The following is a 13,721-nucleotide window of genomic DNA, read 5'->3' as shown; positions in this document are numbered from 1 at the left end:
GCATGACGGAGGACCCGGCCGGCCGGCTCGTGGTCACGCTGGACCTCGACGGGGTCACGGACAAGGCGGGCCTCATGGACCGCTGCGCCCGTGCCCTGGACCTGCCGGAGTGGTTCGGCCGCAACTGGGACGCGCTCGCCGACTCCCTGGCCGACCCGTCCGTCTGGCCGCGGGAGGCGGCGGAGCGGGGCGTGCTGCTCCTCGTGCGGGGCTGGCGCGAGTACGCCGAGGCACGGCCGGACGAGTGGGCCGTCGCCGAGGAGGTCTTCGCCGAGGCCACCGACCGGGGCCCCGGGCTCTTCGTGACCCTGGGGCCTGGAGGATCCTCCAAGGAGGCCGCTGACCAGCCTGGATGATCTGCCCGGGGATAATCGGACAAGGGTCATGGGAGAATGAAGTACGTGCTCTTTCCCCCTGGCTGACCTGTCCGGGGGCCACCTCTGATCGACTGGGATGTGCAGCACGTGCGTTTCCTCAATGACATCCAGCCCTCGTACGACCTGACGTACGACGACGTCTTCATGGTGCCGAGCCGGTCCGCCGTCGGCTCCCGGCAGGGCGTCGACCTCGGCTCCCCGGACGGCACGGGCACCACCATCCCGCTGGTCGTCGCCAACATGACCGCCATCGCCGGGCGCCGCATGGCCGAGACGGTGGCCCGCCGCGGCGGCCTCGTGGTCATCCCGCAGGACATCCCGATCGAGGTCGTCACCGAGGTCGTCTCCTGGGTGAAGAGCCGCCACCTCGTCCTGGACACCCCGATCGTGCTGGCCCCGCACCAGACCGTCGCCGACGCGCTGGCCCTGCTGCCCAAGCGCGCGCACAACGCCGGTGTGGTCGTCGACGAGGACAACAGGCCCCTCGGCGTGGTCACCGACACCGACCTGACCGGCGTGGACCGCTTCACCCAGCTCGAAGAGGTCATGTCCAAGGACCTGATCCTGATCGACGCGGACCTGGACCCGCGCGAGGCCTTCAACACCCTCGACGGCGCCAACCGCCGCTACGCGCCGGCCGTCGACAAGGACGGCCGCCTGGCCGGCATCCTCACCCGCAAGGGCGCCCTGCGCGCCACGCTGTACACCCCGGCGACCGACGCGAACGGCAGGCTCCGCATCGCCGCGGCCGTCGGCATCAACGGCGACGTGGCGGGCAAGGCCAAGCAGCTCCTCGACGCGGGCGTGGACACCCTCGTCATCGACACCGCGCACGGCCACCAGGAGTCGATGATCGGCGCCGTCAAGCTGGTGCGCGACCTCGACCCGCAGGTGCCGATCGTGGCCGGCAACATCGTCTCCGCCGAGGGCGTGCGCGACCTGATCGAGGCGGGCGCGGACATCATCAAGGTCGGCGTCGGCCCCGGCGCCATGTGCACCACCCGCATGATGACCGGCGTCGGCCGGCCGCAGTTCTCCGCCGTCCTGGAGTGCGCCGCGGAGGCGAAGAAGTACGGCAAGCACGTGTGGGCCGACGGCGGTGTCCGCCACCCGCGCGACGTGGCCATGGCCCTCGCGGCCGGCGCGTCCAACGTGATGGTCGGCTCCTGGTTCGCCGGGACCTACGAGTCCCCTGGCGACCTCCAGCACGACGCGAACGGCCGCCCCTACAAGGAGTCGTTCGGCATGGCCTCCGCGCGCGCGGTGCGCAACCGCACCTCGGAGGAGTCGGCGTACGACCGGGCCCGCAAGGCGCTGTTCGAGGAGGGCATCTCCACCTCCCGCATGTTCCTCGACCCGACCCGTCCGGGCGTCGAGGACCTGATCGACTCGATCATCGCGGGCGTCCGCTCCTCCTGCACCTACGCCGGCGCCGCCTCCCTGGAGGAGTTCGCCGAGAAGGCCATCGTCGGCATCCAGAGCGCCGCCGGTTACGCCGAGGGCAAGCCGCTGCACGCCAGCTGGAGCTGACCCGCGCACCGCTTCCGCACGGCCCCCGATCCTCCCCTCGCCGGGGAGGGACGGGGGCCGTTCGTCATTGCGCTGACCAGGCCCGATCCACCACCGGACCACCCCGCGGAACCCGCCCCGCGCAACGCTCGACAGCCCCCGCGCAACGAACACGCGCCTTGCCCCGGCGAACGCAACGATCGTGCCCGGACGCGCAAGGTTGCTGCATTACCCGGGGAACGCGACCCCTCGTAGGGTTCTTCGCTGTACGTGGCGTGGCGAGGACCCCGCTCGGTGGGTTCCCGCTTCCGCGAGGGACGCCGCCGGTCCCCGCCGCTCCAGAAGCCCGCCGCGAGAGAGCCCGCTCGGAACCGGGCGGCGCGACCGGCAGCGACAAAGGAGTCAACGCGTGCTCGACCAAGGCGCACCCCCGCACCGCGACACACCGGCCACCCCCACGTCCCCGGGGCTGGCCGCGCGCCTCATGCGCCGCAAGCCCGTGGAACGGCTGGTCGCCGAGGGCGGTCAGGGCGAGGGCGGCAGCCTGCGCCGCTCCCTCGGCCTGTGGCAGCTCACGATGATCAGCATCGGCGCCACCCTCGGCACCGGCATCTTCGTCGTCCTCGGCGAGGCCGTGCCCAAGGCCGGACCGGCGGTCACCCTCTCCTTCGTCATCGCCGGCCTGACGGCGCTCTTCTCGGCCCTGTCCTACGCCGAGCTGGCCGGCACCATCCCGGTCGCCGGCTCCTCGTACTCGTACGCCTACGCGACCCTGGGCGAGCTGGTCGCCTGGATCTGCGGCTGGTGCCTGGTCCTGGAGTACGGGGTCTCCGTCGCCGCCGTCGCCGTCGGCTGGGGCGAGTACCTCAACGAGCTCCTCGACGGCACGATCGGCGTCACCATCCCGGACGCCCTCTCCGCACCGCCCGGCGACGGCGGCATCTTCAACCTGCCCGCGCTGATCGTGGTGCTCCTCGCCATGACCTTCCTGCTGGGCGGTGCGCGCGAGTCCGCCCGCGCCAACACGGTCATGGTCGTCGTCAAGATCGCCGCGCTGGTGCTGTTCTGCGCCATCGGCGTCCAGGGCTTCCGCTCCGGCAACTACGAGAACTTCATGCCCCTCGGCATGGCCGGTGTCAGCGCGGCCGGCGCGACGCTCTTCTTCTCCTACATCGGCTTCGACGCGGCCTCCACCGCCGGTGAGGAGGCGAAGAACGCCCAGCGCGACCTGCCCCGCGCGATCATGCTCTCCCTCGTCATCGTCACCCTCCTGTACGTCCTCGTCGCCGCCGTCGCCGTCGGCGCCAAGCCGTGGAAGGGCTTCTCCGACTCCGAGGCCGCCCTCGCCCAGATCATGACCGACGTCACCGGGCAGAGCTTCTGGGGGACCCTCCTGGCGTTCTGCGCGGTCGTCGCCATCGCCAGCGTCGTGCTGACCGTCCTCTACGGCCAGACCCGCGTCCTGTTCGCCATGTCCCGCGACGGACTGGTGCCCAAGGTGTTCTCCAAGGTCCACCCGAAGACCGGCGCGCCCCGCGCCAACACGCTGATCGTCTCGCTGTTCTGCGGCGTCCTGGCCGCCGCCATCCCGCTCGGACAGCTCGCCGACGCCACCAGCATCGGCACGCTGTTCGCCTTCGCCCTGGTCAACGTGGCCGTCGTGGTGCTGCGCCGGACCCGCCCGGACATGCCCCGCACCTTCCGGGTGCCGCTGTCCCCGGTCCTGCCGGCCCTGGGCTTCGGCTTCTGCGTCTGGATGATGGGCAGCCTGTCCACCGTCACCTGGGTGGTCTTCGGTGTCTGGATGGCCGCCGGGCTCATGTTCTACTTCGTGTACGGCCATCGCCGTTCCCGACTCGCCACGCCGGACACGTCCGAGGTCCGGACGCCCAAGAAGTGAAGTGAACGACCCGCAGTGCTGAACGATCTCGACGAACGCATCGTGCACGCCCTCGCCGAGGACGCCCGCCGCTCCTACGCGGACATCGGGCAGTCGGTCGGCCTGTCCGCGCCCGCCGTGAAGCGGCGCGTGGACAGGCTGCGCGCCACCGGAGCCATCACCGGCTTCACCGTGCGGGTCGACCCCGCCGCGCTCGGCTGGGAGACCGAGGGGTACGTCGAGATCTTCTGCCGCCGCAACACCTCGCCGGAGACCATCCAGCGGGGACTGGAGCGCTACCAGGAGGTCGTGGCCGCGTCCACCGTCACCGGGGACGCGGACGCGATCGCCCAGGTCTTCGCCGCCGACATGCGGCACTTCGAGCGGGTCCTGGAGCGGATCGCCGGCGAGCCGTTCGTGGAGCGCACCAAGTCCGTGCTGGTCCTCTCGCCGCTGCTGCGGCGCTTCTCGTCGGGGTCGCCCGCATAAGCGCTGCGCCCGGGGCGCCGTTCCGTCTACCATCGGTGCCATGACCTGGCGACATTGATCCACCAGCAGTACCCGCCCCCGAGGGCCGCCTCGGACACCGCACGTGCCGGTGTCCGATCCGCTCCCTCGGGAAGGCCTCATGTCTCACGCACCCACAGGTGTGCCGCCCGCCGGCTACCGGCGGCTGACGGCCACGCTGTACGGCTACGCGTTCCTCGACGACTTCGTCCTGCTCTACCCGGTGTACGCGCTGCTCTTCAGCGACGCCGGCCTGTCCGTCTGGCAGATCTCCTCACTCTTCGCCCTGTGGTCGGTCACCGGCGTCCTGCTGGAGGTGCCCTCCGGCGCCTGGGCCGACGCCGTCTCCCGGCGGCTTCTGCTGTGGCTCGGCCCGCTGCTCACCGCCGCCGGCTTCGCCCTGTGGGTGCTCGTCCCGTCCTACGGCGCCTTCGCGCTCGGTTTCGTGCTGTGGGGCACCGGGGGAGCGCTCGGGTCCGGCGCGCTGGAGGCGCTGGTCCACGACGAACTCGACCGGCTCGGCGCCGCCGGCCGGTACGCCCGCGTCATGGGCCGGGCCCGCTCGGCCGGGCTGGTGGCCGTGATGGCCGCGATGGGCCTCGCCGGGCCGGTGTTCGCCAGCGGTGGCTACCCGGCCGTGGGGGCGGCGAGCATTCTGGTCTGCCTGCTGGCGGCGGCGCTGGCGACCCGGTTCCCCGAGCACCGGACACCGGTGGCGGACGGCGACGGGTGGGCCCGGACCCTGCGGTCCGGGCTCGCCGAGGCCCGCGCCGACCGGTCCGTGCGCGGCGCGCTGCTGCTCGTCCCGGCGGTGGGGGCCGTGTGGGGCGCCCTCGACGAGTACACGCCCCTGCTGGTCCGGGACACCGGCGTGGCCGAGGCGACCGTGCCGTGGCTGCTCCTGCTGATCTGGGCCGGCGCCACGGCCGGCGGCCTGCTGGCCGGCCCCGCCGAACGGCTCGGCAACGCCGGGTTCGGCGGGCTGCTCGCCGGTGCCGCGCTCGCCCTGGCCGTGGGCGCCGGCACGGGCACGCCGGCGGGGCTGGCGCTGGTCGCCGTCGCGTTCGGCGGCTTCCAGCTGGCCTGCGTGCTCGCCGACGCACGCCTCCAGGAGCGCATCGGCGCCTCCGGCCGGGCGACCCTGACCTCGGTGGCCGGGCTCGGCACCGAGCTGGCCACGGTCGCGGTGTACGGGGCGTACGGGGTGGCCGGGACGGCGGCGGGGCACGGCACCGCGTTCGCGGTCTTCGCGGTGCCGTACCTGCTGACGGCGGTGGTGCTGGTGGCCGCCCGGACTACAGCTTCGGCTGCCAGGGCACGACCCTGAAGTCACCCGTGCCCTTCGCGACCTTCTCGAACGGCGCCGACCCCACACACCGGGGCAGCCCGTCCGTCTCGGCGGGCGAGCCGGTCGCGGCCCAGCTGTAGCCCAGCCGGTCGTGGCGGCCGAGGTCGTGGACCGTGATGCCGACCCGCTTGCCCGTGGCGCCGGGCAGGTCGGAGGAGGTGATGACGCCCGACACGACGGCCACGTCACCGCCGGTCAGCAGGCAGTCGACGTCGGCCTTCGCACGGGCCCCCTTGCCGTTCAGGTAGTGGCTGAACTCGAAGGTGCCGGTGGCCTTCAGCGGGTCGTCGTCGTCCTCGGCGGCCAGATGGGCGTCGAAGGTGAAGGTGATGTCGTCCCCGGCCGACCGGTACAGCTTCGCGGTGCCGGTGAGCGCGGCCGCCTCCCTCGGGGGCGGGCCCTCGTGGGGACCCGAGGCGACGGCGGCGCCCGTCGTGGCGGCGGTGAGCAGCAGCGCGACGCAGAGCGCGGCGGTCGTCGTACGGCGTTTCATGGGGGGTCCTCTCCGCAGGCGGAACACGGTGGATCAACGGTCACCACTGTCCCGGCGCGGCTCTCCCGGCACATCGCACCCAGGGCGGCACCGCCCTCCGCCGCGCGGCGGGGGAGGACGGGCGCCGGCTGCGCCCCGAGGAGGAGGCAGGGGGAGGAACGGGGGCCGGGCAGGGGGAGGAACGGGGGCCGTGCGGACGAGACGGATCGCCGGGCTGCCGGGGGGAGGCCCGCCACCGTCCGCCGCCCGTCGCTCGCCTCGCCGCAGGAGCGCGGCCGGGGTGCCTGACCGTGCGGGGGCCGTGCGGACGCGGCGGATCGCCGGGCTGCCGGGAAAGGGACCCTCGCCGCCCGCCCCCGCCTCGCCGCAAAGGCCGTCGGCCGGGGCCCGACCGTAACGGCGGGGCAGGGACGCTCCCCGTGCGGGACGGGAGGACGAGGTGCGCAACGAATCGCCGCGGCGTGCCCGGCGGACGCAACGATCCGCTCACCGGCGCGCAACGGCTCCTCCTTGTCCGGCCGAGTCCGCCGACCGTACCGTCTATCTGGCCCCCCGACCCCCCTCCCACCGGTGAGGAACACGCATGCGCACCGCCCTGCTCCAGAGCTCCGGCCGACCCGGCTCCACCGTCGAGAACCTCAAGGTCCTCGACGAGGCCGCGGGCCGCGCCGCCGCCGCGGGCGCCGGGCTGCTCGTCACCTCCGAGCTGTTCCTGACCGGGTACGCGATCGGCGACGAGATCGGCCGCCTCGCCGAGGCCGCCGACGGCGAGGCCGCCGACGCGGTCGCGGAGACCGCCACGCGGCACGGCCTCGCCGTCGCGTACGGCTACCCCGAGCGGGCCGGCGGGAGCGTATACAACTCCGTCCAGCTGATCTCCGCCGACGGCACCCGCCTGGCCAACTACCGCAAGACCCACCTCTTCGGCTGCTTCGAGCACGACCACTTCGTCCCGGGCGAGCAGCCGGTCGTGCAGGCCGAGCTGAACGGTCTCACCGTCGGCCTGATGATCTGCTACGACGTCGAGTTCCCGGAGAACGTGCGCGCCCACGCCCTGGCCGGCACCGACCTGCTGCTCGTGCCGACCGCACAGATGCACCCGTTCCAGTTCGTGGCCGAGTCCGTAGTGCCCGTGCGGGCCTTCGAGAACCAGATGTACGTGGCGTACGTCAACCGGGTCGGCCGGGAGGGCGAGTTCGAGTTCGTCGGGCTGTCGGTGCTCGCCGGCCCCGACGGCACCGCCCGCGCCCGGGCCGGGCGCACCGGGGAACTGGTCGTCGCCGACGCCGACCCGGCCTTCCTCGCCGCCTCCCGCGAGGCCAACCCGTATCTGAAGGACCGCCGCCCCGGCCTCTACGGGTCCCTCGCCTGACCCACCACCGCCTCCCCCGTTCCACCTGTGCAAGGAGTCCGTACCCCATGACGTCCACGGTGCCCAACGCGATCGAGCACGCAGACGAGCAGCAGCCGCCGATCACCATGTTCGGGCCGGACTTCCCGTACGCGTACGACGACTTCCTCGCCCACCCGGCGGGCCTCGGCCAGATACCGGCCACCGAGCACGGCACCGAGGTCGCCGTCATCGGCGGCGGCCTGTCCGGCATCGTGGCCGCCTACGAGCTGATGAAGATGGGCCTCAAGCCCGTCGTCTACGAGGCCGACCGGATCGGCGGACGGCTGCGGACCGTCGGCTTCGAGGGCTGCGACCCGTCACTGACCGCCGAGATGGGCGCGATGCGCTTCCCGCCGTCCTCCACCGCGCTCCAGCACTACATCGACCTGGTCGGACTCGAGACCCGCTCGTTCCCCAACCCCCTCGCCGAGGCGACGCCCTCCACCGTCGTCGACCTCAAGGGCGAGTCGCACTACGCCGAGACCCTGGACGACCTGCCGCAGGTGTACCGGGACGTGGCCGAGGCCTGGGCCAAGTGCCTCGAAGAGGGCGCCGACTTCTCCGACATGAACCGCGCCCTGCGTGAGCGCGACGTCCCGCGCATCCGCGAGATCTGGGCGAAGCTGGTCGAGAAGCTCGACAACCAGACCTTCTACGGCTTCCTCTGCGACTCCGAGGCCTTCAAGTCCTTCCGGCACCGTGAGATCTTCGGCCAGGTCGGCTTCGGCACCGGCGGCTGGGACACCGACTTCCCCAACTCCATCCTGGAGATCCTCCGCGTCGTCTACACCGAGGCCGACGACCACCACCGCGGCATCGTCGGCGGCTCCCAGCAGCTGCCGCTGCGCCTGTGGGAGCGGGAGCCGGAGAAGATCGTCCACTGGCCCTACGGAACCTCGCTGAAGTCCCTGCACGTGGACGGCGAGCCCCGCCCGGCCGTGACCCGCCTGAACCGGACCGCCGGCAACCGGATCACCGTGACCGACGCCGACGGCGACATCCGCACCTACCAGGCGGCGATCTTCACCGCCCAGTCCTGGATGCTGCTCTCCAAGATCGCCTGCGACGACTCGCTCTTCCCGATCGACCACTGGACCGCGATCGAGCGCACCCACTACATGGAGTCCTCGAAGCTGTTCGTGCCCGTCGACCGGCCGTTCTGGCTGGACAAGGACGAGGAGACGGGCCGGGACGTGATGTCGATGACGCTCACCGACCGGATGACCCGGGGCACCTACCTCCTGGACGACGGCCCGGACAAGCCGGCCACCATCTGCCTCTCCTACACCTGGTGCGACGACAGCCTGAAGTGGCTGCCGCTGTCCGCGAACGAGCGGATGGAGGTCATGCTGAAGTCGCTCGGCGAGATCTATCCGAAGGTCGACATCCGGAAGCACATCATCGGCAACCCGGTGACCGTCTCCTGGGAGAACGAGCCCTACTTCATGGGCGCGTTCAAGGCCAACCTGCCCGGCCACTACCGCTACCAGCGGCGCCTGTTCACGCACTTCATGCAGGAGCGGCTGCCCGAGGACAAGCGGGGCATCTTCCTCGCCGGCGACGACATCTCCTGGACGGCCGGCTGGGCCGAGGGCGCCGTCCAGACCGCGCTGAACGCGGTCTGGGGCGTCATGCACCACTTCGGCGGCGAGACCGACGCGACCAACCCCGGCCCGGGCGACGTCTACGACGAGATCGCGCCCGTCGAGCTCCCCGAGGACTAGCTAGCTAGACCCCGGCCGCCCTGGCCTTCTCGTACACCTCGGCGGCGACGTCCTTGAGCTCCTCGGCGTCCCGCAGGGAACCCTGGAGGTCGAGGAGGATCTCGTCGAGGCCGATCTCGGCGTGCGCGGCCAGGTCCTCGACGATCTGGTCGACGCTGCCGTGGAAGGGGCGGCGGCCGGTGCCGTCCTGGCCGGCCGCCCGGTAGCGGGCGTTGACCCGGAGCACCGTCCGGATCGGCTCGGTGCGTCCGCGTTCCTCGGCCAGGTCGCGCAGCAGGCGCCACTGCTCGGCGACGGCCTCGGCGCCCATGCCGGTCGGCAGCCAGCCGTCGGCGTGGTCGACCAGCCGGCGCCGGGCCCGGCCGCTGCCCGCCGCCAGCATGATCGGGATCGGCCGGGCGGGCTTCGGGCCGACCACCGCTGACGCGATCTTCGTGACGTGCCCGTCGTACACCACCGGGTCCGGGCCCCACACCGCCCGGCACACCTCGATCAGCTCGTCCAGGGCGGCGCCGCGCTCGGCGAACGGCCGCACGGACGCGGCCGCGTACTCGTCGTGGGACCAGCCGGTGCCGAAGCCCGCGACCACCCGGCCGCCGCTCGCCGCGTCCAGTGTGGCCAGTGCCTTGGCCAGCTGGAACGGCACGTGCAGCGGGGCGACCAGCACGCTGGTGCCCAGCCGGGCCCGCTCGGTGGCCGCGGCGGCGAGCGTCAGGGTGACCAGCGGCTCGGCCACGCTGCGGTACGAGTCGGGCCAGGGCAGGCCCTCGATGCCGTACAGCCCTTGGCCGGCGGGGTCGGGGAACAGGGCCCGCTCGAAGACCCACAGGCTCTCGTAGCCCATCCGTTCCGCCGCGCGGGCCACGTCCGGGACGTCCTTGCCGATGTCGTACTGACGCATCTGGGGGAGGCCGAGTCCGAGCCGGGTCGTCATGCCTGGGTGCTCCTTCGCGGTCGGGGTGCGATGTTGCCCGAGGGGCCAACGTACCGCGCACGCACGTGAGTTCCGGGTGCGCACCGGGCCGGGTCAGTCCGGCAGCGGGGTGAGCAGCATGCGGCCCGCGAAGCCCACCGCCGCGTCCAGCCGCTGGGTGAACTCCCCGGCCACGTCGGGGATCCTGCGCAGCGCCCACAGGGCCCGGGCCGCGGCCCAGGTGGCGTCGCGGGCCCGCTCCAGGCTCCAGGAGCCGAGCAGATGGGTCAGCGGGTCGGCGATCTGGAGGACGTCGGGACCCGGCATCAGCTCGTCGCGGATGCGCTCCTCCAGCGACACGAGGAGATCACCCACGCGGTCGAACTCGTCCTCCAGGTCGGCGGGTTCGCAGCCGAGCGTACGACAGGTGTCCACCACGGCCAGCGCCAGGTCGTGCCCGATGTGCGCGTTGATGCCCGCCAGCGCGAACTGCAGCGGCCGTACGCCGGGGTGGCGGCGGAACTGGAACAGGGGCCGCCAGCAGGCGGGCGGCCGGCGCCCGCTCTCCAGGGCGTCGACGGCGTCGAGATAGCGCTCCGCGAACCGTACGTCCAGCGCGATCGCGGCCCGGGCGTCCGGGAACAGACCGCGGTCGACGCACCGGTCGACCGCCTCGGTGACGGCCAGGTAGACGCCGTTGAAGACGGCCACCCCGTCCCGCGCGGGCAGCGCGGCGTCGAGGGCGCGCATCCGGGTCAGGACCGTGTCCACCGTCCGGACGGCCGTCGGGACTTGCTCGCAGTGCGCCATGGGGGCAGGGTCGCAGCTTTAGGGTGGCGGGAGTGCCGGCGGGCCCGACGCTTCCCCAGAACGGGGGAACGCGCCCGTCGTGCGGGGGAGGGGGAACGTACGTGTCAGGCCTTCGTGCCCGGCGGCTGGCCGCTCGCAGGACCGAGCGCAGGCGCGCCGCACGCCGCCACGCGATGGTCGCGGCGGCGTCCGTCGTCGTCGCGGTCGGTGCCGCGACCGGCATGCTGACCGCGCTCGGCGACGACGACCGCGGCGCGGACGAGGCACGGCCACGGGTGACGCGGTCGCCGCGGCCGGCCTCCCCGCCCGTCGTGCCGGCCCCCTCCGCCTCGGCGACGCCCCCGGCCTCCGCCTCGCCCTCCCCTTCGAAGCACGCGACGAAGGCGAGCCCAAGCCCTTCGCCGAACAAGACCGAACGGAAGGAACCGCGCACCACCGCGGTCTCCGCCGGGCTCTACCGGCACCCCGACTCGCAGGTCCTGGAGTGGGTCCGGGCCCATCCCGACGACCCGCGCCGGGACGTCATCGAGTCCCGCATAGCCGACCACCCGGCCGCCGTGTGGTTCGCCGACCACACGCCGGAGAACATCACCTCCCGGGTCCGTGCGGTCACCTCGGGCGCCGCCGCCCAGGGCCGCGTGCCGGTGCTCGTGCCGTACGTGATACCCGACCGCGACTGCGGAGGGTACTCGGAGGGCGGGGCTCCGGACCTCGACGCCTACGACGACTGGATCGACCGTTTCGCCGCGGGGCTGGGCTCCGGCGAGGTCATCGTCGTCCTGGAGCCCGACTCGGTGGCCCAGGCCGAGTGCCTGTCCGACGGCGACCGGGCCGACCGCTTCGCCTCCCTGGCCCGGGCCGGACGCGTCATGAAGGACGCCGACCCGAAGGCGCGCGTCTACTTCGACGCGGGCCACTCCGGCTGGCACACGCCCGCCGAGCAGGCGGGATGGCTCAAGCAGGCCGGTGCCGCCTCCGCCGACTCCTCGGACGGCGTCTTCAGCAACGTCTCCAACTTCCACGCCACCGCCGACGAGGTCGCCCACGACCGCGCGGTCCTCGACGCCCTCGGCGGGCCGGCGGGCCTCGGCGCGGTCATCGACACCAGCCGCAACGGCAACGGCGCCCCGCCCGACGGCGAGTGGTGCGACCCCGACGGCCGCAGGCTCGGCCGCGCGCCGACCCTGAGCACCGGCATGGGGCGCATCGACGCCTACCTGTGGGTGAAGCTGCCGGGGGAGTCGGACGGCTGCAAGGGGTCGCCGGGCACGTTCACCCCGTCGTACGCCTACGACTTGGCGCGCTGAGAACCGCCGTCCCCCATCTGCCCGTCCGGCTGCCCGCCCGTCTTGCCGCCGGTCCCCCCGCCGGACTCCTCGTCATACGACGACGTGCCCTCGTCCAGCAGCGGCTGCTGCGTCTTGAGGTGGGCCGGGGCGAAGGCGCGCAGCGCGTGGTAGCCGGTGATGACGACCAGGGTGCCCAGCGCGATGCCGCTGAGGGAGAACGTGTCGGTGAACTTCATGCTGACGTTGCCGACGCCGATGATGATGCCCGCGGCGGCCGGCACCAGGTTCAGCGGGTTGCGCAGGTCCACCTTGGCGTTGATCCAGATCTGCGCGCCGAGCAGGCCGATCATGCCGTACAGGATGACCGTGATGCCGCCGAGGACGCCGCCGGGGATCGCGGCGACGACCGCGCCGAACTTCGGGCAGAGGCCGAACAGCAGGGCGAAACCGGCGGCGGCCCAGTAGGCGGCCGTGGAGTAGACGCGGGTCGCGGCCATCACACCGATGTTCTCGGAGTACGTGGTGTTGGGCGGGCCGCCGACCGCGGTGGACAGCATCGAGCCGACACCGTCCGCGGAGATCGCCGTGCCGAGCTTGTCGTCGAGGGAGTCGCCGGTCATCTCACCGACCGCCTTGACGTGCCCGGCGTTCTCCGCGATCAGCGCGATGACGACGGGCAGGGCGACCAGGATCGCCGACCACTCGAAGCTCGGCCCGTGGAAGGAGGGCAGCCCGATCCAGTCGGCGTGGCCGACGGCGGAGAAGTCCAGTCGCCAGTGGTCGGTGACCTTGCCGCTGCCGTCCACCGAGTGGATCTTCCCGAAGATCCGGTCCAGGGCCCAGGACAGGGCGTAGCCGAAGACCAGGCCCAGGAAGATCGCGATCCGGGACCAGAAACCGCGCAGGCAGACCACGGCCAGACCGGTGAACAGCATCACCAGCAGGGCCGTCCACTGGTCCTGCGGCCAGTAGGTGGAGGCGGTGACCGGCGCCAGGTTGAAGCCGATCAGCATGACCACCGCGCCGGTGACGATCGGCGGCATCGCGGCGTGGATGATCCGCGCGCCGAACCGCTGCACCGCGAGACCCACCAGGAACAGCACGGCGCCGACGACGAGCACCGCGCCGGTCACCGTGGCACTGGTGCCGCCCTGCGCCCGGATCACGGCGGCGACGCCGACGAAGGAGAGCGAGCAGCCGAGGTAGCTCGGCACCCGGCCGCGCGTGGCGAGCAGGAAGATGACGGTCGCCACGCCCGACATCATGATCGCGAGGTTGGGGTCCAGGCCCATGAGGACCGGAGCCACGAAGGACGCCCCGAACATGGCCACCACGTGCTGGGCGCCGAGCCCGGCCGTGCGGGGCCACGAGAGCCGTTCGTCGGGGCGGACCACCGCTCCGGGGGCGGGAGTCTTCCCGTCCCCGTGCAGCTTCCATCGCACGCCGAGGTCCATGGTGAGGTTTCGCTTTCTTCGGTAC

The 13,721-nt window shown here is 72.7% G+C and carries 12 protein-coding genes; 8 read left to right on the top strand and 4 right to left on the bottom strand.

Translation table 11 applies throughout. The features are described from left to right. Positions 1–2: 2 nt before the first annotated feature. From ACGF3H_RS30380 to ACGF3H_RS30360, 5 genes are all read left to right on the top strand, one after another. On the top strand, positions 3–356 hold the full coding sequence (locus tag ACGF3H_RS30380) for a barstar family protein (protein ID WP_362496520.1): 354 nt from the start codon (positions 3–5) through the stop codon (positions 354–356). Positions 357–464: 108 nt separating this feature from the next. After that, entirely contained in the window at positions 465–1,907 is a 1,443-nt protein-coding gene (locus ACGF3H_RS30375) for a GuaB1 family IMP dehydrogenase-related protein (protein WP_362496518.1), read from the top strand. A 388-nt stretch (positions 1,908–2,295) separates the two neighbouring features. Then, positions 2,296–3,786: an amino acid permease gene (locus ACGF3H_RS30370; protein WP_362496516.1), complete on the top strand. Its 1,491-nt coding sequence runs from the start codon at positions 2,296–2,298 to the stop codon at positions 3,784–3,786. Between the two features lie 15 nt (positions 3,787–3,801). Beyond that, positions 3,802–4,254, top strand: a complete 453-nt coding sequence (locus tag ACGF3H_RS30365; RefSeq protein ID WP_362496513.1) for an Lrp/AsnC family transcriptional regulator — start codon at positions 3,802–3,804, stop codon at positions 4,252–4,254. Positions 4,255–4,393: 139 nt separating this feature from the next. Then, positions 4,394–5,599, top strand: a complete 1,206-nt coding sequence (locus tag ACGF3H_RS30360; RefSeq protein ID WP_362496511.1) for an MFS transporter — start codon at positions 4,394–4,396, stop codon at positions 5,597–5,599. On the opposite strand, the gene ACGF3H_RS30355 is transcribed toward ACGF3H_RS30360, so the two are convergent. Further along, the gene (locus ACGF3H_RS30355; protein WP_362496509.1) at positions 5,568–6,113 is read right to left on the bottom strand and encodes a Repetin; all 546 of its coding nucleotides are present in this window, start codon (positions 6,111–6,113) and stop codon (positions 5,568–5,570) included. The genes ACGF3H_RS30360 and ACGF3H_RS30355 overlap by 32 nt on opposite strands. Positions 6,114–6,696: 583 nt before the next feature. Between ACGF3H_RS30355 and ACGF3H_RS30350 the strand changes: the two genes are divergently transcribed. Further along, positions 6,697–7,485, top strand: a complete 789-nt coding sequence (locus ACGF3H_RS30350) for a carbon-nitrogen hydrolase family protein (protein WP_362496506.1) — start codon at positions 6,697–6,699, stop codon at positions 7,483–7,485. 47 nt (positions 7,486–7,532) lie between these two features. Continuing rightward, positions 7,533–9,230, top strand: coding sequence for an NAD(P)/FAD-dependent oxidoreductase (locus tag ACGF3H_RS30345; protein WP_362496504.1), 1,698 nt, complete (start codon positions 7,533–7,535; stop codon positions 9,228–9,230). Between the two features lie 4 nt (positions 9,231–9,234). On the opposite strand, the gene ACGF3H_RS30340 is transcribed toward ACGF3H_RS30345, so the two are convergent. Together ACGF3H_RS30340 and ACGF3H_RS30335 are read right to left on the bottom strand one after the other, a co-directional pair. Then, positions 9,235–10,164, bottom strand: coding sequence for an LLM class F420-dependent oxidoreductase (locus ACGF3H_RS30340; RefSeq protein ID WP_362496501.1), 930 nt, complete (start codon positions 10,162–10,164; stop codon positions 9,235–9,237). Between the two features lie 93 nt (positions 10,165–10,257). Further along, on the bottom strand, positions 10,258–10,953 hold the full coding sequence (locus tag ACGF3H_RS30335; RefSeq protein ID WP_362496498.1) for a DUF5995 family protein: 696 nt from the start codon (positions 10,951–10,953) through the stop codon (positions 10,258–10,260). Between the two features lie 173 nt (positions 10,954–11,126). On the opposite strand from ACGF3H_RS30335, the gene ACGF3H_RS30330 reads away from it, so the two are divergent. Next, positions 11,127–12,260 carry a glycoside hydrolase family 6 protein gene (locus tag ACGF3H_RS30330; RefSeq protein WP_362496568.1) on the top strand — a complete coding sequence of 378 codons (1,134 nt, stop codon included), beginning with the start codon at positions 11,127–11,129 and terminating at the stop codon, positions 12,258–12,260. Here the strand turns inward: ACGF3H_RS30330 and ACGF3H_RS30325 are convergent. Further along, positions 12,242–13,696: a solute carrier family 23 protein gene (locus ACGF3H_RS30325; RefSeq protein WP_362496565.1), complete on the bottom strand. Its 1,455-nt coding sequence runs from the start codon at positions 13,694–13,696 to the stop codon at positions 12,242–12,244. The genes ACGF3H_RS30330 and ACGF3H_RS30325 overlap by 19 nt on opposite strands. Positions 13,697–13,721: the final 25 nt, after the last annotated feature.

The sequence above is a fragment of the Streptomyces sp. NPDC048185 genome (assembly GCF_043202495.1).
GTDB lineage: Bacteria > Actinomycetota > Actinomycetes > Streptomycetales > Streptomycetaceae > Streptomyces.
Note: the sequence above shows the minus strand (reverse complement) of the source record. Positions and strands in the feature narration are given on the sequence as shown.

Bases quoted from the DNA above. Each gene is read 5' to 3' on its own strand.
- ACGF3H_RS30335 (WP_362496498.1), bottom strand. From the start codon at position 10,953: ATGGCGCACTGCGAGCAAGTCCCGACGGCCGTCCGGACGGTGGACACG.
- ACGF3H_RS30355 (WP_362496509.1), bottom strand. From the start codon at position 6,113: ATGAAACGCCGTACGACGACCGCCGCGCTCTGCGTCGCGCTGCTGCTC.
- ACGF3H_RS30325 (WP_362496565.1), bottom strand. From the start codon at position 13,696: ATGGACCTCGGCGTGCGATGGAAGCTGCACGGGGACGGGAAGACTCCC.
- ACGF3H_RS30380 (WP_362496520.1), top strand. From the start codon at position 3: ATGACGGAGGACCCGGCCGGCCGGCTCGTGGTCACGCTGGACCTCGAC.
- ACGF3H_RS30360 (WP_362496511.1), top strand. From the start codon at position 4,394: ATGTCTCACGCACCCACAGGTGTGCCGCCCGCCGGCTACCGGCGGCTG.
- ACGF3H_RS30330 (WP_362496568.1), top strand. From the start codon at position 11,127: ATGGTCGCGGCGGCGTCCGTCGTCGTCGCGGTCGGTGCCGCGACCGGC.
- ACGF3H_RS30350 (WP_362496506.1), top strand. From the start codon at position 6,697: ATGCGCACCGCCCTGCTCCAGAGCTCCGGCCGACCCGGCTCCACCGTC.
- ACGF3H_RS30340 (WP_362496501.1), bottom strand. From the start codon at position 10,164: ATGACGACCCGGCTCGGACTCGGCCTCCCCCAGATGCGTCAGTACGAC.
- ACGF3H_RS30345 (WP_362496504.1), top strand. From the start codon at position 7,533: ATGACGTCCACGGTGCCCAACGCGATCGAGCACGCAGACGAGCAGCAG.